Raw genomic sequence first — 18,916 nt, forward strand, 5'->3', positions numbered from 1 at the left:
CGTGGTTCTGCGGTTCATTAACTTGTTGTCCGCGGCCCTGATCGCTGGTGGCCAGGTATTTGTGTTGATGGTCATCCTTCCGGTGATGCGGCGCTGGTCTCCAGCCATGGCTGTGCAGACGCACCAGGCGATGCTTTTCCAGACGCCGGACAAATTTATCGTTCCGTCCGCCGTCGTGTGCCCGTTGTCGGCCATCGCTATCTTGGCTCTGCGGCACAAAGCGGACGTTTCCGGCCTGTTCGATGTTGTGGGTGTTCTCGCTGCGGCGGCCGTGACTCTGACCTCCGTGGTTTTAGCCGAGCCTCTTAGCCGCACCATTGCAGGCTGGACAGAAGGTGTGGTTCCTGGTGGTTTTGCCGAATTACAGCAGCGCTACGACAGTGTGCATGCGGTGCGCACCGCTGCAGCGCTGTTAATGACGGCTGCGTTCATCGTCGCCACGTTAACTGTCTGAGGGCCCTTGTCCAGCGTTTAGCCCCGTTTGCCGACAGGCGGGCAGTCGTCGAAGTGAATTGCCAGCAGTTTCTATATCGCACCGAACGGTCGGTGCCGGAAAGACGGAGGATTTATGAAAGCGATTCGGATACACGAAACGGGAGGTCCCGAAAAGTTGTTATATGAGGATGTACCCGAGCCGGTGCCAGGTCCCAATGAGGTGTTGATTCGGGTCGAAGCGGCCGGCGTGGTGCATACCGACACGCTCATCCGCAAAGGCGAGCGCCACGGGCCGGAAGAAAGCATGAAGCTGCCCTTCACTCCCGGCCTCGAGGTGTCCGGCATCGTTGCGGCGGTGGGAGCGGGTGTAGACGGCCTTCGGGTGGGCCAACCCGTGATGGCCGTCACTCCCAACAACGGCTATGCGGAGATGGTGGTAGTTCCGGCACAGCGCGTATTTCCCGCTCCTGATCGCATTCCACTGGCCGACGCAGCCGTGATTCCGGTACAGGGCCTCGCTGCGGCGCTCGCCATCCAAGTGGCGGGGCAGGTTCAGGAAGGGGAGTGGGTGCTGGTAACCGCCGCGGCTGGCGGCGTCGGAACCTATGCCGTACAGATTGCCAAAGCGCTCGGAGCGCATGTCATCGCCGGCAGCGGCAGTGCCGAGAAAAATGGATTGACGCAGGGCCTCGGTGCTGACGCAAGCCTGACCTATCGTGGTATGGGATGGCAAGGCGAAGTGCGAAAGATCACTCGCGGCGCGGGCGTGAATGTGGTTCTGGACAGCGTGGGAGGCGACGTTTTCGAGGCATGCCTCGACGTGCTCGCTCTCGCTGGACGAGCCGTGGCCTTCGGTCTGGCCGGTGGACGTCCCGGCGCCGTGAACATGGGTCGTCTCATCGCTCTGAATCAGTCCATCCAGGGTTTCACGCTGGGCACGCTCATGCAGCGACCGCAATCGCGCCCAGCTATCGGGAACCTGATGCGTTGGTTTGCCGAGGGCAAGGTGCGGCCGGTCATCGGTGAGCGGCTCCCGCTGCAGCAGGCCGCCGAGCTCCACCGGCGCATCGAGTCGCGCTCCACGACGGGAAACCAGATTCTGGTCATGAAGGCTGCCGCCTGAATTTTGCCAGCGGGCAACCGCAGAGTCTTGGACAGGATATTGGAGTGAACGATTCGGCGCCTCGGATACTGATCATCGGAGCCGGCATCGGCGGCCTGTCGGCCGCCTGCGCCCTCCAGCGCGCCGGCCTCGATGTCCGCGTTTTCGAGCGCGCCCCCGAAATCCGCGAAGTGGGTGCCGGCTTGGCAGTTTGGGCGAATGCCATCAAGGCGCTGCAGCAGTTGGGCGTCGCCGACCGGGTCGTGGCCGCCGGTGTCGAGGTGCTGGATTACCAGTTTCGCTCCTGGAATGGGCGGCCTCTCATCCGCGTTCCCGTGGGGGAAATGCGGGACGAGGTGGGAGCAGCCAGTGTCGTGGTGCGGCGCGCCGACGTGCAGATGGCCCTCTGGCGCGCTCTCGGGAGCGGGGTAGTGCAGGTGAACTCGAACTGCGTTGGTTTTTCCCAGGATTCTGAGGGCGTGACGGCGCGCTTTGCCGACGGCAGGGAAGAGCGCGGGACCATCCTGATCGGCGCCGACGGAATCAAGTCGGTCACTCGCTCGCAGCAACTTGGACAGAGCAAGCTGCGTTACTCCGGCTACCACTGTTGGCGCTCGATCGCCGAATTCAGAGATCCCGCATTGCCGGTCGGCTCGTCATGGTTGTTCTGGGGACGCGGTGCCAGATTCGGCGTTTCCTACGTCGGAGCCGGCCGCGTGTACTGGTACGCCATGGTTAACGCTTCCGAGGACGCGCCGGACCCGGAAGTTGGGCGCCAGCAGAGGGTCTTGGACCGATTTCGAAACTGGGCTCACCCGGTCTCGGCGGTGATTGAGGCGACGGAGCCCACTGCTATCTTGCACAATGTTCTTCATGATCTGCCGCCGTTTGAACGATGGGGAGAGGGCCGGGTTACGCTGTTAGGCGACGCCGCGCATCCCACCACCCCCAACATGGGTCAAGGCGCCTGTCAGGCCATTGAGGACTCCGTCGCTCTCGGAAAATGCCTGGCTGGCGCACGAGCGAACGGCAAAGGCGATATGCTCTCAGGCTTGCGCAGCTATGAGCATGTCCGTCGAGACTACACGGCGCACATCACCAACCTTTCGTGGCATATCGGGAGAGTTGGTCAATGGGAAAACCCGCTGGCCTGCATGTTGCGCAACGCGTTGCTCAAGGTACTGCCGAATAACGTGATGCGAAAGTCATTGCAGTCCAACTTGGCGCATGATGTCTGAATTCGTGGTGGAAATCATCGGCGGGGGTGCGCCTGCCGCTTGGCGTTGGAGGTAAGCTGTGCCGAGTCTCGTAGATATTTTTCGTTTCGTGAACATCTTCTGCGCCGCCATAACGGCGGGAGGACTGGTCATGGTGCTCATGGGAGTTTATCCGGCAATGCGAACCTTTGAGCCCAAGATGACCGCGCGCATTCATCAGGCCATTGATCTCTTGCCGGACAGTTACATGCGGCCCTCCACCATCCTCTCGGGAGTGTGTGGGGTGCTCATCCTCGTGCTTCACGGCGCGCGGACGCCGCTCATCTTGGCTTATTACGTCATCGGAATTCTGGGTACCCTGGGCATTATTGTCACGTCCGAGTTCTTCAATGTGCGTATCAATGCTGTAGTTAAAAGCTGGGCTCAAAAAGACTACGTTGCGCCGGAGTACCCGGCGATGCTCGACAGGTGGCATCGATTTCACATCGTACGTACCTCGTCCAGCCTGCTTGCATTGACATGTTATCTAGTGGCGGAATTGACGCGCTGAAGAACAGGTTGCGACAGGAAGTGGTTTTGCATCTCGCCTTAGCATCGCGAGCCGGCCGAGCTTGGGTTTGAACGCTCCTTAGGTATGGTGGCGACGGTCGATGGACCGCTCCCGCCTGAATCAGTCACTAAACTGCCGCCCGGAAACAGGGACGGATGGAGGATGTATGCAACGAGCAAGGGTGAACGGAGTTGAGCTTGAGTTCGATGTGCGGGGATCCGGCGAGCCTGTGATCCTTTTACACGGGGGCCTTTTGGCGGACGAGAACACGCCCATGATGAGCCAACCTGCCCTCACTTCCCGCTACCAGGTGATTAACTACCACCGTCGCGGCTTTGCCGGTAGCCAGCGTGTTCCGGGCCCTCCGGCGGTCATTGAGGATCAGGTGGCGGACTGCTATGCCCTGTTGCGGCACCTCGGCGTAAAGCGCACCCACGTCATGGGACATTCCCTGGGCGGCGTGATTGGGATTCAACTCGCTCACTCCCATCCCGACTCGGTGCAGAGCCTTGCCTTGATGGAGCCGGCGCTGATGGCCGCCATCGCCAAGTCTGAAAAGGGCGTCGACGCCCAGGCATCGCAGCAGAAGTTCATGGAGGGCATGGCCAAGGTCAATGAGATCTATGCCCGCGGAGACAAGCGCGGCGCCCTGGAAACCTTTTTGCAAACCCGCGCTGGAGAAGCCTTCCGCGACGTGCTCAACTTCCTGCTCAAGACAGGTGAGTTCGAGACCGCCGTCAAGGACGCTGACACTTTCCTGGGGGTGGAGATGCCCGCCGCTTACCGGTGGGAGTTCAGCGCCCAACAAGCGGCGCAGATCAAGACTCCCGTACTCTCGATTCTGGGTGCCAACAGCCCCATCCGTGCCCAGAAGGTGCAGGATTTCCTCGTCTCCTGGATTCCCCACACCGAAAAACTTGTTCTCGCTGGTGCCGAACACGCCCTGCCATTGTTGGATCCGCCGGGCATCGCTGCGGCGCTCGCCGGATGGTTTGCCAAGTATCCGATGCAGAGCAATCAATATGCCATGCCGGCTACGGCATAGAAAGGAACGACCATGAAAGGCCGCGTGGTCTTCGTGCTGCGCCTGAAGCCCGGGTCACAAGAGGCCTTTCTTCAGGCCTACAACAGCATTCGGCATGAGGTGGCCCAGGGCGTGAAGGGCCACCTCGTCGATCAAGTGTGTCAATCTCCCACCGACCCGCTGGATTGGCTGATCACCAGCGAGTGGGAGACGCTCGACCATTTCCTGGAATGGGAGAAGACTCCAGAACATCGCGATCTCGCCAAGCCGATGCGGGATTGCTTCGCTGACGCGAAATCGTTCAAGTACCTGGTTCGAGAGGAGACAACTCGCGAATCCGCGGCTTCAGCCCATTCATGAAGTCGTGGACCTGGCAGGACGTTCCAGGTAACTAGCAGCAGCGGCGGGAACCTGCGCAGTTGCTCGGGCAAAAATCTGCCGCCGTAATGGGCGGTTCTCGGGGAACCGTGGTCGTCGTCGTGGCCGCAGCCCCCAATCGCCCGCACTACGGGAGGGGACATTTGCAATCGGCCCTCCGCGATCGAGCGCATGCGAGCTACGCCGCCGAGGCAGCCGTCCGTTGCCGTGCGATGGCTTGAATCGCCGTGATCGCAATCACATTGGCAACATCGGCGGCTGAACAACCTCGCGAGAGGTCGTTGGCTGGACGGGCCAGGCCCTGGAGAATGGGGCCGAGCGCGACTGCCCCGCCAAGCCGTTCCACCAGTTTGTAGCCGATGTTTCCGGCGTCGAGGTTGGGGAAGATCAGAACATTGGCGCGGCCTGCGACCGGCGAGCCCGCCGCTTTGCTCGCACCGACCGCGGCAACCAGCGCGGCATCGGCCTGCAGCTCGCCATCCAGCAACAGTTCCGGGCTTTGCGTCTTCGCTCTTCGCACCGCCTCGCGCACCTTATCTACCCGCTCGTGCTCGGCGGAGCCTTTCGTGGAAAACGAAAGCAAGGCCACGCACGGCTCTGTCTCCAGAAAGGTGCGCGCGTTTTCTGCTGTCGCCAGAGCGATTTCCGCCAACTCCTCCGCCGAAGGATCGGGTACCACGCCGCAGTCGGCGAAAAGCATCGCGCCCTGGTTCCCGTACACGGCGCCCTGTTGCGGCGGAACCACCATGAGAAAGAAGCTCGAAACCAGCTTCCTTCCGAATCCCAGCCCAATCGCACGCAAAGCCGCGCGAATGGTTTCCGCCGTCGAATTGGTTGCCCCTCCCACCGTGCCGTCGGCGTCTCCGGCTGCCACGCGCACGGCCGCGAAATACAGGGGCTTGCGCACCAGTTCGCGGGCTTCTTCAGGCGACGTGCCCTTGGCGCGACGTCGCTGGTAGTAGATTTGCGTGTAAGCGTCCAGTTGCGGGCTGGCGAGAAAATCCAGGATTTCCACCCCTGCAAGATTCACGCCGAGGCGCTTGGCCGACGCCCGGATTACCTCTTCGCGGCCCAGCAACGTCGGCCTCGCATACCGTTCTGTCGCGGCCACCGCGGCTGCCGCTAGGATGCGGTCATCTTCGCCTTCCGGGAGTACGATCCTCTGCGGAGCCGCCCGGGCACGTTCCTTCAGTCTCTCTAGAGCTTGCATGGCGCGCGTTACCCTATCACAAAACTAGCAATCGTCGCCAGCATCGGGGCGTTATGATGGGCGCATGCCCGCTAGCACCAGCATTCCACGCGCCGAACTGCACACCCATCTAGGCGGAGCCGTGGATCCGCCCATTCTGTGGTCCATCGCGCACCGTCAAGGAATCCGTCTGCCAACCAAAGACTATTGGGAATTCGAGGCCATGGTCACCATGGCGGCTCGCGACCACAATCGCAATTTGAATGAAATGAACGAGCGCTTCTACAAGTGGACGGAGCTGATTCAATCCTCGCCCGAGGCGATCCAGGAATCGGTGGCGAGCGTGATCGGGGGTGGATACCGCAAGTGCAACCTCGTGCTGCAAGAGTTGCGCTTCAACCCCATGTTCCGCAATCGCGGCGGCGAGCGCGATCTGGACCACATCATCAACGCGGCCCTTTGGGGCCTGGAACGCGCCACCATGGAATACCCGACCGTCAAGGCGGGGCTGATCCTGATGATGGACCGTCGGCTGACGCGCGAGCAGAACGCCATCATCGTGCAAAAGGCAAGTAAGTACCAGGGCAAAGGAGTCATCGGGGTGGACCTGGCTGGCCCGGACCGGCGCTCATTCTCCATGGCAGAGGTGGCGCCGCTCTTCCAGCGCGCCAAGGATGCCGGCTTGGGCGTCACTGTCCATTGCGGCGAAACCGGCGATCTGGACGAAATGCGCTACGTGGTGCGGCAAATTGTGCCCAATCGCATCGGCCACGGCATTGCCGCGGTGCGCGATCGCCGCTTGATGGATAAGCTTGCTGAGGCGGGAACCACTCTTGAACTGTGCCCCACGTCAAACCTCAAGAACCGCATGGTGCGCGACGTACGCCAACTGAAGCGCATTATCACCACCCTGCTCGCGCACGGCGTGCGCGCCACCATCAATACCGACGGCCCGGAGCTGTACCACACCAATGTGCATAAAGAAGAGGAGTTCCTGACCAGGATCGGCGCCATGTCCCGGCAACAAGTTGCTCAATGCATCCAATGGGCATTTGATGCCAGCTTTATTCGTCGCTGAGCCGCGTTCGTGTCCTGCATGACTTGATATAGTCAGTGGGTGAGGTCGATTCCAACTATCCACTCGGGACCGCGTGGGTAGCTTGCATCGAACCGGTAAGGACATTCACTTTGAGTATTCGCAACATCGCCATCATCGCCCACGTGGACCACGGCAAGACCACCCTGGTGGACGCCATGCTTCGCCAGAGCGGTGTATTCCGCGCCAACCAGGAACTGGTGGACCGCGTCATGGACTCCAACGAACTGGAGCGGGAGCGCGGCATCACCATCCTGGCCAAGAACACGGCGGTCTTCTACCACCACATCAAGATCAACATCGTGGACACGCCCGGGCACAGCGATTTCGGCGGTGAAGTCGAGCGCGCCCTCAAGATGGTGGACGGCGTCATGTTGCTGGTGGACGCCAGCGAGGGCCCGCTGCCGCAGACGCGCTACGTGCTGAGCAAGGCGCTGGAAGCCAAGCTGCCGCCCATCGTGGTCATCAACAAGATTGATCGTCCCGACGCCCGACCACAGGAAGTGCTCAACGAAATCTACGATCTCTTCATTGATCTCGACGCCGTCCAGGAGCAGCTCGATTTTCCCGTGCTCTACACCAATGCCAAGCTGGGCACGGCGACCGCGAACCCGAAGCTCGCCGGGCAGAATTTCCAGCCGTTGTTTGAGAGCATTGTGGCCACCATTCCCGCGCCGGCCGGCGATGCCGCTGCTCCGCTGCAAGTGCAGGTCGCCAATCTCGACTACAGCGACTACCTCGGCCGCCTGGCCATCGCTCGCGTGCTCAATGGCACCCTGCGCACCGGCGAGGACGTGGGCATCGCCAAGCTCGACGGCTCGCTCCAGAAGGTGCGGATCACCAAGCTGTTCTCCTTCAGCGGCCTGCAACGCGTGGACATCGCCGAGACCGATCTCGGGGACATCGTTGCCGTCGCCGGCGTCACCGGCATCACCATCGGCGAGACTATCACCAGCGCCGAAAATCCTGCGCCCCTGCCCCACATCGCCATTGATGAGCCCACCATCGCCATGCAGTTCACCGTCAACACCTCACCCTTCGCCGGCCGGGAAGGGCAGTATGTTACCTCCCGCAACCTGCGCGAACGCCTGGACAAGGAACTGCTCACCAATGTTTCCATCAAGGTCGTGGAAACCGGCAGCACCGATTCCTTCCAGGTGATGGGCCGCGGCGAACTGCAACTCGCCATCCTCATCGAAACCATGCGCCGCGAAGGCTTCGAACTGATGGTCGGCAAGCCCGAGATTGTCACCAGAAACGTGAACGGCAAGCTGATGGAGCCGGTGGAGCGGCTCACCGTGGACGTCCCCGAGGAATTCATCGGCGTGGTCATGGAAAAGCTCGGTATGCGCAAGTCCGAAATGCAGCAGATGCACAACCATGGCTATGGGCGCGTCCGCATGGGGTTCCGTGTGCCCAGCCGCGGTCTGATCGGACTGCGCAGCGAACTGCTGACCGACACCCGCGGCACCATCGTGATGAACTCCCTGTTTGACGGCTACACCGAGTGGCAGGGCGAAATCCCGCATCGTCTGACCGGCACCCTGGTGGCCGACCGCGCCGGCGCCACCACCGCCTACGCGCTCTGGAACCTGCAGGAGCGCGGCGAGCTGTTTGCCGGGCCGGGGGTCGAGGTCTATGAAGGCATGATCATCGGCGAAAACTCGCGCGACAACGATCTCGACGTCAACTGCGTGCGCGAAAAAAAACTCACCAACATGCGCTCCTCCACCGCCGACGATGCCATCCGCCTGGTGCCCTTCCGCACCCTCAACCTGGAGCAGGCCATCGAATTCATTGCCGACGATGAGTATGTCGAGGTAACACCGAAGTCGCTCCGCCTGCGCAAGAAGGTCCTGCAGTCGAACCGGCGCCCGCGCAAGGATGCGCTCCCCATCGGTGTTCCCAGCCAAGAATAATGGCTCGAGCTTTCTGGGCAAACTGCGCAAACATGGCGACGGCCGCCAACAAGCAAGCCGCGGCCAGCGTGTATCGAATCTTTCCGATGTCTTTTCCTCGGCGAAAGGGTTGCGGTGCAGAGTTGTACGCGGCAGCTATCAAATCAGGGTCGCCGAATTTGATTCCCACAATCCGCTCAGGCGGCCATTTTCTCGATTGCCTTTTTCAGCGGAGTAAAGCGGCGGAGAAAGTTGTCGCGGTGGGTCACGTGCCGGCTCTCCTCGCCAACGGTGACCGGAACCCAGGTGCACAAATTCCTGCTGACTTCTACGACAAGCACCAGCGTACCGTCCAGGTCACGGTAAATCCTGTCCGGTTCGGGACCGCGTTCTGGGGCGGACTTTTGCACGGCTCTTATGGTGATACGGCCAGGCGCCGTGGGGTTACGTCAACCTGCGACATGCCGCGCGACGGTCCCAATTTGCGCGCTTCCCGATTCTGCAGTGTTAGAACTGTATCGCTATACGATATGTCAGCCCGGGTCGCGCGCTCTCGATGGCGGGCCGGCAGCGCGCCGTTCGGGGCGCCGGCATGGCCGCGAGGCGTTGGAGAATCTTTACTCGTTGGGAATGACGATCCAGAAAATGATGTAGAGCAGGCCGCCGGCGCCGGCAAAAATAAACAGCAACAGCCACACCAGCCGCAGCAGCGTGAGGCTCCAGCCGAAGTGTTGTGCCAATCCGGCGCAGACGCCCGCTATCATGCGTCCCTGGCGCGGCCGCAGCAGTTGATGCGTCACCGGCGCTGTGCCGGGAACGGGCTTGGCGCAATACGGGCACAGCCGCGCATCATCGGGTATCGCTTTGCCGCAGGCGTTGCAGTACATGGACCCTCCTCCGCGCTGAGTTCGACCTCAGGGAATGAGCGCGATTTTTCCGTATGCGCCCGGCTCCATCACCGCCTGGTGGGCGCGCGCCGCGTCTTTCAGCGCCAACTCCTGCCCGACCACCGGCCGCAGCGTACCGTTCTCCAGGCCCGCAACCAATGCTGCATGAATGCTCGCCAGGTCGTGGTCGGAGATATTGAACGACGTCATGCCATACACCACGGCGTCGCGCGCCATCATGTCCCGAGGATTGATCTCCACCGCCCCACGGCTGCCGACCACCACTACCCGCCCTTTGATGACCAGCATCGTCAGGTCCTTCGCCAGGTTCTTGTTGGCCAGCATCTCCAGGATGATGTCGAATCCGCGTCCGCCCGTGAGCTTCATCAACTGCTCCTGCGCATCCGCCGCGCTGTGATCCACCACGTGATGCGCGCCCTCGCCCGCTACCAACTCTTTTCCCTTGTCGGTGCTCGCCGTCCCCACCACCATGAGGCCTGCCGCGCGCGCCATCTGCACCGCCGCAACGCCAACTCCGCCGCTTGCTCCGTGGATCAGCACGGTTTCTCCCGGCTGCGCGCTCGCTTTGTGAAACATGGCGCGATACGCGGTCACATACGGCACTCCCAGCGCCCCTCCCTGCGCGTAAGAGACGTTCTTCGCCAGCGCGTGCACCTGTGCCTCGGTACACAGTGCCTTCTCCGCGTAAGCGCCGGTCAGAGAACGGTAGATGTAAACGCGATCACCCGGGCGCACCTTGGTCACACCTTCGCCCACGCTCTCCACCTCGCCGGCCGCGTCGGAGCCCGGCGTGTATGGCAGCGCCGGCTTGATTCCATACGCGCCGCTGCGGATGTAGGTATCCACCGGATTCACGCCGATGGCGCGAACGCGCACCAGGACTGCGCCCGGCCCGGGAAGCGGGTCGGGAACATTCTCCAGTCGCAGAACCTCCGGACCGCCGAACTCGCGCACTCGAATCGCTTTCATCGTTCTCTCCTCACGGTGACCGCCAGTGAATCGGACAGCCCAGTATTAAAACACACGCGGAGAGGTCGGGCTGTCGGTCAATCAGTTTGTCGGTCCACGAGACTCGGGTTTGATTCAGAACTGACCGATAGACACAACAAGTGACAGGCTGAAGGTCTGAAAGGCTGAGAGACGGATAGGCCGAAAGACCGCTCACAGTTTGACCTGAAACTGAAACTCGAACCTGAAACTACTACTGTCCCTTCACCACCGCGCGCTCCAGAAGGTCTCGGACTTCCTCGTCCGTGGTCTGCGCGAAATCCTTGTACCATTGCCCGACCGCGAAGAAGGGCTCCGGAGTGCTGGCGCACAACACCTCGTTGCCTTCTTCGCGCAGTTGATCGCAAGTGGCGCGCGCGGCCACCGGCACCGCCACCACGATCCGCGACGCTCCCGCCTTGCGCAGCGCCGCTGCCGCTGCCCGCATGGTCGACCCAGTGGCCAGCCCATCGTCCACCAGAATCACCGTCTTGCCGTGCACCTCCAGCGGCGGACGATCGCCGCGATATTGCCCCTCGCGCCGCTCCAGTTCGGCCTGCTCCTGCTGCGTGGCCTCTTCGATCGCCCAATCCGGAATCCCCAGCGCTTCCACCACGTCGCGGTTGAGCACGCGCACGCCGCCGGAGGCGATCGCGCCCATGGCCAGCTCCGGCTGCCCCGGCGTGCCCAGCTTGCGCACCACGAACACGTCCAGCGCCACTCCCAGCGCGCGCGCCACCTCGTAGCCGACGGGCACACCGCCGCGCGGCAGCGCCAGCACGACCACGTCGGCCCGCCCGGCGTACTCGCGCAACTTTTCCGCCAGCGTTTCGCCCGCGTCGAATCGGTCCCGGAACATCATCCCTTGACGTGCGGCCTCTCCTCTGTAGAATGAACGGCGCCGTTACCCCATTTTCGGTTACACCATGACTCGCAACTCTCGCCGGCTTCCAATATCACTCGCTCACAACCCATCAACGAACGTATTCCACGGCGTCGCCGGCATGGTCTCCGTGCTGGCGTGCCCATAGGCGCGGATAATCAGCGCCGCCCGCTCCACCTCGCGCACATCGGCGGCTTCGACAATGTCCACGACGTCGAAGCGCCCCAGCAGCGCGTAACTCTGCTTCCACACCACTCCCTTGCACTCCTTGCGGATCTTGTCCGCCACCGTCTTGGCCATTTTCTTGAAGTCTTTGGGATCGTCGAATGCGTCGGGGGATAGTTGGCTGAGAATCACGTACGTTGCCATCAAACACCTCCGTTTCGTCGGCTGAAACGATACTCTTGTGCCGCACCGAGGTAAACTCAGGCGGTTGTGGGTTTACGGTTGCCGGTTTTCAGTTCGGGCAACGGCAATGACAATGAACCGACCTGCCTGGTGGCTGTGAACACCGAAAACCGATGACCGACAACGACAACGGTCTTGACCTCTCCCGCGCCCAAAACGTCCGCTGCTCTGCCGACGCCACCGACGCTCGCGCGCAAGCTGGGCCTCTTCGACGCTTCCATGATCGTCATGGGCGGCATTGTTGGCGCCGGCATTTTCATCAATCCCTACGTCGTTGCGCAGCAGGTGCGCACCCCGGTGCTGATCCTGGGTGCGTGGATCGTCGGCGGACTGATCGCGCTCGCCGGCGCATTCATTTACGCGGAACTCGCCGCGCGCATGCCCGACGTCGGCGGCCAGTACGCCTACCTGCGCGAGGCCTACCATCCCGCTGTCGCGTTTCTTTACGGCTGGGTGCTGCTGCTGGTGATCCAGACCGGCGGCATGGCGGCGGTCTCGATCACCTTCGCGCGTTACCTGCTCGACCTTACCGGCGCCCCGGCTCCCGATTGGCTGGTCGGCGCCGCCGCCCTCGCAGTGCTGACCCTCATTAACTGCCTCGGCGTGAAGCAGGGAAGCGCCGTGCAGAGCACGCTGATGGTGATGAAGATCGTCGCCATCGCCGCGCTGATTTTCTGCGGTGTGTTTCTGCTCCGCCGGCCCTCGCAATTCACGCTGCGCCCGGTGGTTGGCGAGGCGCCGTCGTTTCATCTGTTTTCGATGTTCGGCGCCGCCATGGTGCCGGTACTCTTTGCCTACGGCGGGTGGCAGACTGCCAACTTTATCGGCGGCGAGATCCGCGATCCCCGCCGCAACCTGCCGCGCGGGCTGCTGCTCGGCGTCTGCGGCGTGATTGCACTTTATGTCGGCGTGAGTTTCGTGTGCGTGCGTGCGCTCGGCCCCGCTGGGTTGGCGCACACCGAGACGCCGGCCTCAGCGGTGATGCGCGTTGCCCTCGGCGAAACCGGCAAGAAGCTGATTGCGGTGGGTATTGCGATTTCCACTCTCGGTTTTCTCAGCCAGTCCATTCTCACCGCGCCGCGCGTGTATTTCGCCATGGCCGGCGACGGCCTTTTCTTTCGCGCTGTCGCCCGCATCCACCCGCGTACCCGAGTGCCGGTAGTGGCCATCATCCTGCAAAGCGTGTGGACCGTCGTGATCGCCGTCTCCGGCCGCTACGAGCAGATCCTCAACTACGTGGTCTCCATGGATTTCATCTTCTTCGGCCTGACCGCGACCTGCATTTTTGCTTTTCGCCGCCGCGACCCAGTCGGTGTTCCACCTCTGCCCGATCTTGGCAGCTGTAGGTCGGGCAAAGCTGCGCCCGGCTACCGCGTGCCCGGTCATCCCGTCACCACGGCGCTGTTCGTCGCCGCCTGCTGGCTGGTGGTCGCCAATACCATTTATCGTTATCCGCGCAACAGCCTGGCCGGCATGGTCATCCTGGCGGCCGGCGTGCCCGTGTATTTCATCTGGAGCATCCGCGGCAGCCGTCACCGTAAAATGCCGGACTCCAGCCCCTGATCGCTGGCCACGTGCCACTGGAATAACATGAATCGCAGCACGATATGTTCGGCTTACATGGAGTTCGCCAAGCTGCACTCGGCGTCGCGCTTCAACCTGGCGGCCAGCGGGATCATGAACTACCCGCTCTCCGAGCTGCCGGTGACCCTCGATCAATTGGAGATCAACGGGCCCACCGCCTACGGTTACGAGCCGCTGATTACGCGTCTGGCGGCAAAGCATAACGTCGCGCCCGACTGTGTCGTGTACGTCAATGGCGGCACCTCGCTGGCCAACCATCTCGCCCTCGCCTGTACCACCGAGCCCGGCGACCACGTGCTCATCGAAACTCCGGGTTACGAACTGCTCGACACTACCGCGCGCTTCCTCGGCCTCGAGATCGATCATTTCGCGCGCCGCTTCGAGGATGGCTACCGCCTCTATCCGCTCGACATCGAGCGCCAACTGACCCCGCGCACACGCCTGATCATCATCACCAACTTGCACAATCCCTCGGGCGTGCTCGCCGACAACGACACGCTGCGCCTCATCGGCAATCTCGCCCGCAGCGCCGGCGCCCGCGTGCTCGTCGACGAGGTTTACCTCGACATGGCATTCGAGCGCACGCCGCCCTCGTCCTTCCATCTCGACCCGGAAAGTTTCGTGGTGACCAGCAGCCTGACCAAAGCGTACGGCCTGAGCGGATTGCGTTGCGGATGGATTCTCGCCGAACCTGAGCTGGCCCGGCGCATCTGGCGCATCAACGACGTGTTCGGCGCGACGCCCGTCCATGCCGCCGAGTTGCTGAGCGTCATCGCCCTCGACAACCTGCCGAAGATCGCAGTGCGCGCAAAATCGCTGCTGGGAACCAACCGCGCGCTACTGAACCGCTTCTTCGATTCTTGTGCTGAGCTGGACGTCGTGCGCCCCCAGTTCGGGACCGTGGCCTTTCCGCGCTTGCGCAGCGGCGACGTCGATAGGCTGTTCAACCGGTTGCGCGACAAGTACGAAGCGAGCGTCGTTCCCGGCAGCTTCTTCTCCGCGCCGCGCCATTTCCGCATCGGCGTCGGCGGCGAAACCGAGATGACGCGCGAGGCCCTCGACCGCCTAGGCCGTACCTTGCAGGAATTATCCTGAACCTCCGGTTCCAGGAATTCCTTCCTACAACTACGGTGGAAGCGCCGGGCTTTAGAACCGACGGCCCAACCGGCGAATCCTCGCCCAGAAGTAAATCGGGCTTCAGCCCCGGAACTCGTAACTATTTCCCTGCCCAACATGCCGCCCGTTTTCCCAGAAATGCCGCGATCCCTTCCTGCGCATCTGCCGCCATCGAGTTCATGCTCATGATCTCCTTCGCGTAGGCGTACGCTTTCGGCTGATCGAGATCGACCTGCGTGTAATACGCCTGCTTGCCGATCGCCAGCGTCAGCGGGCTCGCACCGGCGATCTTCAGCGCCAATGCTTGGGTTCTTGACCTCAACTCCGCCGCTGTCGTCACTTCATTGATCAATCCCCACTCCGCCGCCGTATGCGAATTCACTGGCTCGCCGGTCATCAGCATCTGCAGTGCGCGCTTGCGGCCGATGGCGCGGCTCAAGGCCACCATCGGCGTTGTGCAGAACAATCCGATCTTCACTCCCGGCGTGGCGAACGTCGCTTCCGCCACCGCGATCGCCAGGTCGCACGTAGCCACCAGTTGGCAGCCGGCCGCCGTTGCCATCCCCTGCACTTCGGCCACCACCGGCTGCGGGATGCCCTGGATCTTCATCATCATCTCCGCGCAAACATCGAAGATGCGCCGGTAATCGTTGATGTTCCGGCCCACCATTTCGCTTAGGTCGTGTCCCGACGAAAACACCTTTCCTTCCGCCGCCAGGATCACCGCGCGCACCGACGCGTCGCCGCCCACGCGGTTCAGGCAGTCAATCACCTCCAGCATCAGGTCGAGCGATAGCGCATTGCGCCGGTTGGGCCGGTTCAGCGTCAGGATTCCCAGCGGCCCGTCGTTCTCGAAGCGGATGTTTGCGAACGCCATGGATCACCTCGGTCGCGCCTGATTCTATACAAAACCTCGGCCGCATCCTCGTAAATTGGTCCGGCCAATTTCGCCGCTGTGTCCCCCCTCACACTATCTTGTGACCTGCGTCATACACGCCTGCATCATGCAAAGCGCACAATCCCAGATGGTTGAGGATGTGCCATCGCACACCGTTTGTCTTGACCGCATATTTAGGGGTTCTTTGGCCGGTCCGCTCGCCCGCCCCTCGCACCCGGGCGGGCAACTAGGAAGGCAGATCACCTTTTCGCGTGATGCCGGGCACAGTCCCCAGTGAGAGAGGTTCGGATGGCCAAAGGCAGCGTTTCCATTCACGTCGAACGTTGCAAGGCGTGTGGCTTCTGCGTGGAGTTTTGTCCCACCAAGGTCCTGGCGCTTTCCTCGGCGTTCAATTCCAAGGGATACCACCCGCCGCAGATGGTCGCTCCCGAAAAGTGCAGCGGCTGCGATCTGTGCGGCATGTACTGTCCCGACTTCGCCATCTTCGGATATCGCCTGCACCCGCCCGAGGGCGCCGGCGCGGCGGACAAGGAGGCCCCTGATGCACGCTGATCCCACCGGCGTTCTGACCGGCACCCATTTCCTCGACGGCGACCACGCTTGCTGCGAAGGTTGCCTCGCCGCCGGCGCCCGCTTTGCCTCCGGCTATCCCATCACGCCCTCCACCGAGGTCGTCGAGCGCTTCGCCTCGCGCATTCCGACGGTGGGCGGAACTTTCATTCAGATGGAAGACGAGCTTGCCGCCTCCATCTGCCTGCAAGGCGCGGTTTGGGGCGGCGCCAAAGCTTTCACCGTGACCAGCGGCCCCGGCTTCTCGCTGATGATGGAGCACATCGGCTACGCCGCCATGACCGAGACGCCCTGCGTCTTCGTCAACGTGCAGCGCGGCGGCCCCTCCACCGGGCTGCCCACCCTTCCGGCGCAAGCCGATATGATGCAGGCCCGCTGGGGCTCGCACGGCGACTACGGCATCATCGCCCTTTGCCCCAACTCGCCGCAGGAGTGCTTCGACCTCACCATCAAGGCCTTCAACCTCTCCGAGCAATACCGCGTTCCGGTCATGGTGATGATGGACGAGGTTGTCGGCCACATGACCGAGAAGGTTGTCATTCCCCCCGCCGACCAACTTGAGGTCACGCCGCGCAAGCACACCAAGAAATCGCCCGCCGATTATCTGCCCTACCAGTGCAACGGCGACGGTTCGCTTGTGCCCGAGATGGCGCACGCCGGCGAGGGCTACAACTTCCACGTCACCGGCTTGACTCACGACGAGCGCGGCTATCCCAACATGACCGTCAAGGTCCAGGACCAGCTCGTCAAACGCCTGTGCGCCAAGATCGACAACGCCAAGGACCTGGTCGCCTACGAAGCCGACAACTTGGAAGGCACCGATGTGGTGGTCGTCTCCTACGGCATCACTTCGCGCGTCGCCCAGCGCGCCATTGACCTGGCCCGCGCGCAAGGGCTGAGGGTCGGCAAGCTGCGGCTGATCATCGCCTGGCCCTTCCCCGAAAAAGTCATTCGCGATCTGGCATCGAAAGTGAAGGCGTTTGTCGTCCCCGAGCTCAACCTCGGACAGATGGTCCGCGAAGTCGAACGCGCCGCCCGCGGCGCCGCCAAAGTCATTCACGTCGGGCACGCCGGCGGCGGCGTGCATCAGCCCGAGGCCATCGTCAAGGCCATCGTGGAGGCGAACCAATGAGCACCGTCCCTGTCAATCCCGTTCTGCCGTTCCTGCGCACTGACCGCCTGCCGACCATCTGGTGCCCGGGCTGCGGCATCGGCACCACCGTCAACTGTTTCTCGCGCGCCCTGCTCGATTCCGGGGTGGACCTCCGGCACCTGGCGATCGTCTCCGGCATCGGCTGTACCGGCCGCGTAGCCGGCTACGTCAAGCTGGATTCCTTCCACACCACCCACGGCCGCGCCATCCCGTTCGCCACCGGATTGAAGCTGGCCAATCCCAAGCTCAACGTGGTGGTCTATTCCGGCGACGGCGACCTCTCCGCCATCGGCGGCAATCACCTGATTCATGCCGCCCGCCGCAACATGGATATCAAGGTGATTTGCGTCAACAACCTCATCTACGCCATGACCGGCGGGCAGACGGCGCCCACCACGCCCGGCCACGTCATTACTTCGACGCATCCCTACGGCACCTTCGACCCGAACTTCAACTTGCCGCACCTGGTCGAGGCCGCCGGCGCCGTCTACGTCGCGCGCTGGACAACGTTCCACGTGCGCCAGATCGCGCGCTCCATGGCCGAGGTCTTCAAGAAACCCGGTTTCTGCTTCATCGAGATCCTCTCGCCCTGCCCGACGCTCTACCAGCGCCGCAACAAGATGGGCGACGGCCTCGACACCATGAAGTTCTACAAAGAGCACAGCAAGATCAAGAACGGTGTTTCCACCAGCGAGGTCGGACTGACCCGCAACGGCGACATCATCGTCGGCAAGTTCGTCGACCGCGACCGCTCCGACTACCTCGCCATGGCGCACGACCAGTTCGTGGAAGCCCTCGGCGACCGCTACGTCGACGAGTGCGCGGCGGAGTGCTGCGAGGAGGGAATCTAATGCAACTCACCGAGCTTCGCATTGCCGGATTCGGCGGCCAGGGCGTCATCCTCTCCGCCATCGTCATCGGCAAGGCCGCTTCCATCTTTGAAGGCGACTTCGCCACCATGACCCAGAGCTTTGGCCCCGAGGCCCGCGGCGGCGCCTGTAGTGCGCAGGTCATCCTCTCCGAGTCGCCGGTCCTTTATCCCTACGTGACTCGTCCGGACATCCTGGTCGTCATGTCGCAGGAGGCGTACACCAAGTTCGTGCCCGAACTGAAACCGGGCGGCACCTTGGTCATCGAGCAGGACCTGGTCCGCGTCGGCGATCTTCCCTCCGGTACCACGGTCTTCAGTTGTCCGGCAACCCGGCTTGCCGAAGAGCTGGGCAAGAAAATGGTGCTCAATATCGTGATGGTCGGCTTCTACGCCGCGGTTACGGACCTGGTGAAGCCCGAGTCGCTGCGTCAGGCGGTCGCCGACTCCGTTCCCCCGGCCTTCAAGGAACTCAACCTCAAGGCGTTCGACAAGGGTTTTGAGTACGGCAAGTCCCGCGCCGCCGGCGAGGCCGCCACTGCGGAAGAATCCGAGTCTTCCGTCAAGGCCCTCGAAGTCCACTGATTCGTTGTTCTGCAGGATGTAGCCCGGCCGCGCTTCGGCCGGTTTTTTTCTTTCTATCCAGATCTCA

21 protein-coding genes are annotated in these 18,916 nt (G+C 62.5%); 14 read left to right on the plus strand and 7 right to left on the minus strand.

Annotation, left to right across the window (positions count from 1 at the left end):
- The 6 genes from LAN64_02595 to LAN64_02620 form a co-directional block, all read left to right on the plus strand.
- A partial coding sequence (locus LAN64_02595) for a hypothetical protein (GenBank protein ID MBZ5566720.1) occupies nucleotides 1–454 on the plus strand: 454 nt, incomplete at its 5' end.
- Nucleotides 455–568: 114 nt separating this feature from the next.
- Nucleotides 569–1,558, plus strand: coding sequence for a zinc-binding dehydrogenase (locus tag LAN64_02600; GenBank protein MBZ5566721.1), 990 nt, complete (start codon nucleotides 569–571; stop codon nucleotides 1,556–1,558).
- 44 nt (nucleotides 1,559–1,602) lie between these two features.
- Nucleotides 1,603–2,775, plus strand: a complete 1,173-nt coding sequence (locus tag LAN64_02605; protein MBZ5566722.1) for an FAD-dependent monooxygenase — start codon at nucleotides 1,603–1,605, stop codon at nucleotides 2,773–2,775.
- Nucleotides 2,776–2,833: 58 nt separating this feature from the next.
- The gene (locus LAN64_02610) at nucleotides 2,834–3,304 is read left to right on the plus strand and encodes a DUF1772 domain-containing protein (GenBank protein MBZ5566723.1); all 471 of its coding nucleotides are present in this window, start codon (nucleotides 2,834–2,836) and stop codon (nucleotides 3,302–3,304) included.
- A 181-nt stretch (nucleotides 3,305–3,485) separates the two neighbouring features.
- The gene (locus tag LAN64_02615; protein MBZ5566724.1) at nucleotides 3,486–4,349 is read left to right on the plus strand and encodes an alpha/beta hydrolase; all 864 of its coding nucleotides are present in this window, start codon (nucleotides 3,486–3,488) and stop codon (nucleotides 4,347–4,349) included.
- 12 nt (nucleotides 4,350–4,361) lie between these two features.
- Nucleotides 4,362–4,688: an antibiotic biosynthesis monooxygenase gene (locus LAN64_02620; GenBank protein ID MBZ5566725.1), complete on the plus strand. Its 327-nt coding sequence runs from the start codon at nucleotides 4,362–4,364 to the stop codon at nucleotides 4,686–4,688.
- Between the two features lie 196 nt (nucleotides 4,689–4,884).
- Here the strand turns inward: LAN64_02620 and pta are convergent, their stop codons facing one another.
- The gene (gene pta / locus LAN64_02625) at nucleotides 4,885–5,916 is read right to left on the minus strand and encodes a phosphate acetyltransferase (GenBank protein ID MBZ5566726.1); all 1,032 of its coding nucleotides are present in this window, start codon (nucleotides 5,914–5,916) and stop codon (nucleotides 4,885–4,887) included.
- Between the two features lie 64 nt (nucleotides 5,917–5,980).
- Between pta and LAN64_02630 the strand changes: the two genes are divergently transcribed.
- Nucleotides 5,981–6,973 (plus strand): amidohydrolase family protein, encoded by a 993-nt coding sequence (locus LAN64_02630; GenBank protein MBZ5566727.1) that lies wholly within the window; start codon nucleotides 5,981–5,983, stop codon nucleotides 6,971–6,973.
- A gap of 110 nt (nucleotides 6,974–7,083) precedes the next feature.
- Entirely contained in the window at nucleotides 7,084–8,910 is a 1,827-nt protein-coding gene (typA, locus tag LAN64_02635) for a translational GTPase TypA (GenBank protein ID MBZ5566728.1), read from the plus strand.
- A 176-nt stretch (nucleotides 8,911–9,086) separates the two neighbouring features.
- Here typA and LAN64_02640 read toward each other — a convergent pair whose 3' ends face one another.
- The 5 genes from LAN64_02640 to LAN64_02660 all read right to left on the minus strand — a co-directional run bounded on the left by LAN64_02640 (nucleotide 9,087) and on the right by LAN64_02660 (nucleotide 12,036).
- Complete coding sequence (locus LAN64_02640) at nucleotides 9,087–9,299, minus strand: hypothetical protein (protein ID MBZ5566729.1); 213 nt, start codon at nucleotides 9,297–9,299, stop codon at nucleotides 9,087–9,089.
- Between the two features lie 207 nt (nucleotides 9,300–9,506).
- A complete protein-coding gene (locus LAN64_02645) occupies nucleotides 9,507–9,776 on the minus strand; it encodes a PspC domain-containing protein (GenBank protein ID MBZ5566730.1) in 270 nt (89 codons plus the stop codon).
- Nucleotides 9,777–9,803: 27 nt separating this feature from the next.
- On the minus strand, nucleotides 9,804–10,766 hold the full coding sequence (locus LAN64_02650; protein ID MBZ5566731.1) for an NADPH:quinone reductase: 963 nt from the start codon (nucleotides 10,764–10,766) through the stop codon (nucleotides 9,804–9,806).
- A 232-nt stretch (nucleotides 10,767–10,998) separates the two neighbouring features.
- On the minus strand, nucleotides 10,999–11,646 hold the full coding sequence (locus LAN64_02655; protein MBZ5566732.1) for a phosphoribosyltransferase: 648 nt from the start codon (nucleotides 11,644–11,646) through the stop codon (nucleotides 10,999–11,001).
- A gap of 102 nt (nucleotides 11,647–11,748) precedes the next feature.
- Entirely contained in the window at nucleotides 11,749–12,036 is a 288-nt protein-coding gene (locus LAN64_02660; GenBank protein MBZ5566733.1) for a GYD domain-containing protein, read from the minus strand.
- A gap of 258 nt (nucleotides 12,037–12,294) precedes the next feature.
- On the opposite strand from LAN64_02660, the gene LAN64_02665 reads away from it, so the two are divergent.
- Both LAN64_02665 and LAN64_02670 read left to right on the plus strand, forming a co-directional pair.
- Nucleotides 12,295–13,638, plus strand: coding sequence for an amino acid permease (locus tag LAN64_02665; GenBank protein ID MBZ5566734.1), 1,344 nt, complete (start codon nucleotides 12,295–12,297; stop codon nucleotides 13,636–13,638).
- A 27-nt stretch (nucleotides 13,639–13,665) separates the two neighbouring features.
- The gene (locus LAN64_02670; protein ID MBZ5566735.1) at nucleotides 13,666–14,754 is read left to right on the plus strand and encodes a pyridoxal phosphate-dependent aminotransferase; all 1,089 of its coding nucleotides are present in this window, start codon (nucleotides 13,666–13,668) and stop codon (nucleotides 14,752–14,754) included.
- Nucleotides 14,755–14,875: 121 nt separating this feature from the next.
- Here LAN64_02670 and LAN64_02675 read toward each other — a convergent pair whose 3' ends face one another.
- A complete protein-coding gene (locus tag LAN64_02675; GenBank protein ID MBZ5566736.1) occupies nucleotides 14,876–15,652 on the minus strand; it encodes an enoyl-CoA hydratase in 777 nt (258 codons plus the stop codon).
- Nucleotides 15,653–15,961: 309 nt separating this feature from the next.
- Between LAN64_02675 and LAN64_02680 the strand changes: the two genes are divergently transcribed.
- The 4 genes from LAN64_02680 to LAN64_02695 are packed head-to-tail and all read left to right on the plus strand — an operon-like array spanning nucleotide 15,962 to nucleotide 18,849.
- Complete coding sequence (locus LAN64_02680) at nucleotides 15,962–16,225, plus strand: 4Fe-4S binding protein (GenBank protein MBZ5566737.1); 264 nt, start codon at nucleotides 15,962–15,964, stop codon at nucleotides 16,223–16,225.
- Nucleotides 16,215–17,375: a 2-oxoacid:acceptor oxidoreductase subunit alpha gene (locus tag LAN64_02685; GenBank protein MBZ5566738.1), complete on the plus strand. Its 1,161-nt coding sequence runs from the start codon at nucleotides 16,215–16,217 to the stop codon at nucleotides 17,373–17,375. The genes LAN64_02680 and LAN64_02685 overlap by 11 nt, the downstream gene beginning before the upstream one ends.
- Nucleotides 17,372–18,247, plus strand: coding sequence for a 2-oxoacid:ferredoxin oxidoreductase subunit beta (locus tag LAN64_02690; GenBank protein MBZ5566739.1), 876 nt, complete (start codon nucleotides 17,372–17,374; stop codon nucleotides 18,245–18,247). The genes LAN64_02685 and LAN64_02690 overlap by 4 nt, the downstream gene beginning before the upstream one ends.
- On the plus strand, nucleotides 18,247–18,849 hold the full coding sequence (locus LAN64_02695) for a 2-oxoacid:acceptor oxidoreductase family protein (protein ID MBZ5566740.1): 603 nt from the start codon (nucleotides 18,247–18,249) through the stop codon (nucleotides 18,847–18,849). The genes LAN64_02690 and LAN64_02695 overlap by 1 nt, the downstream gene beginning before the upstream one ends.
- The last annotated feature ends 67 nt before the right edge of the window (nucleotides 18,850–18,916 follow it).

It is taken from the genome of Terriglobia bacterium (assembly GCA_020073185.1).
Classification (GTDB): Bacteria; Acidobacteriota; Terriglobia; order Terriglobales; family Acidobacteriaceae; genus JAIQGF01.